Source organism: Streptomyces synnematoformans (assembly GCF_039531005.1).
Lineage (GTDB): Bacteria > Actinomycetota > Actinomycetes > Streptomycetales > Streptomycetaceae > Streptomyces > Streptomyces synnematoformans.
The window spans coordinates 1-1,226 of the sequence record NZ_BAAAPF010000676.1 but is presented as its reverse complement, the minus strand read 5'-3'; the positions used below and the strand labels follow the sequence as shown (position 1 = coordinate 1,226).

Here is a 1,226-nt window from a genome sequence, read left to right as displayed (position 1 = left end):
GCCGCGGGCCCCGTACCCGCGCCGCCCGCCGCAGCGCGAGGACGGCCGCCGCCCGGCGGGCCATGTCCGCGCGGCGGCCCCGGGCCCGGACTGCGCCGCCGCCGCGCCGGGTGCGGATGTGTCCGGCCGGGTCCGCTCCGGGTGCCGTGCGGGGTTCCGCGGAACCGGCCCTCTTTCCGGAGGTCGCGCATGAGTCTCGCCTCGCCCGGGTGGCTCGTCCTGCTCGCGCCGCTCGCCGCCCTCGTCGTCGTCTACGTCGTTACGCAGGCCCGGCGCAGCCGGTACGCCGTCCGGTTCACCAACGTCGACCTGCTCGACAAGGTCATGCCGCGCCGCCCCGGCTGGCGCCGGCACGTGCCGGCCACCGCGTTCTGCGCCATGGCCGGGCTGCTCATCGTCGGCTTCGCCCGGCCCACCGCCGAGACCGAGGTGCCGCGGGAGCGGGCGACGATCATGGTCGCGCTGGACGTGTCCGCCTCCATGCGGGCCACCGACGTGCGCCCGTCGCGGTTCACCGCCGCGCAGGACGCCGCCCAGGCGTTCGTCGGCGAGCTGCCGGAGCGGTTCAACGTCGGGCTCGTTACCTTCAGCGGCACCTCCGCCGTCGCCCTGCCTCCGACCACCGACCGCGAGGCCATGCGCCGCGCCCTCGACCGGCTGGACACCCGGCAGGGCACCGCGATCGGCGAGGCGGTGTTCTCGGCCGCCGAGGCGATCCGCACGCTGGACGCACAGGCCGAGCGCCGGCCGCCGCCCGCCCACGTCGTGCTGCTCTCCGACGGGCAGAACACCACCGGCCGCGCCACGGCCGCCGCCGCGGAGGAGGCGGCGGCCGCCGGGATCCCGGTGTCCACGATCGCGTACGGCACCGAGGACGGCACGATCGAGCTCGCCGGCGGGCAGAGCGTCCCCGTGCCGGTGGACGGGCCCGCGCTGGCGGAGCTGGCCGCCGCCACCGGCGGTGCGTTCCACGAGGCCGCCTCCGGCGCGGAGCTGGAGGCCGTGTACGAGGACATCGGCAGCTCCGTCGGCTACCGCACCGAGGAGCGCGAGGTCTGGCAGTGGTTCGTCGCCGGCGCGCTCGTCGCGGCGCTGCTGGCCGCGGCCACGTCCCTGCTGTGGTTCTCGCGCCTACCGTGAGGAGAACGTCCGTGCCCCACCCCCGTCCCGGCCTCGGCGAGCCCCGCGGCCCCGCGTTCACCGCCGGCGTCCGCCCCGCCGCGGAC

Annotated in this window: 1 protein-coding gene; it reads left to right on the top strand. The window is 77.8% G+C overall.

Translation table 11 applies throughout. The annotated features are described in order from the left end of the window. Window positions 1-189 precede the first annotated feature (189 nt). Window positions 190-1,140: a VWA domain-containing protein gene (locus ABD317_RS37065; RefSeq protein WP_344296488.1), complete on the top strand. Its 951-nt coding sequence runs from the start codon at window positions 190-192 to the stop codon at window positions 1,138-1,140. The last annotated feature ends 86 nt before the right edge of the window (window positions 1,141-1,226 follow it).

Coding starts and splice junctions, on each gene's coding strand:
- ABD317_RS37065 (WP_344296488.1), top strand. CDS start 190: ATGAGTCTCGCCTCGCCCGGGTGGCTCGTCCTGCTCGCGCCGCTCGCC.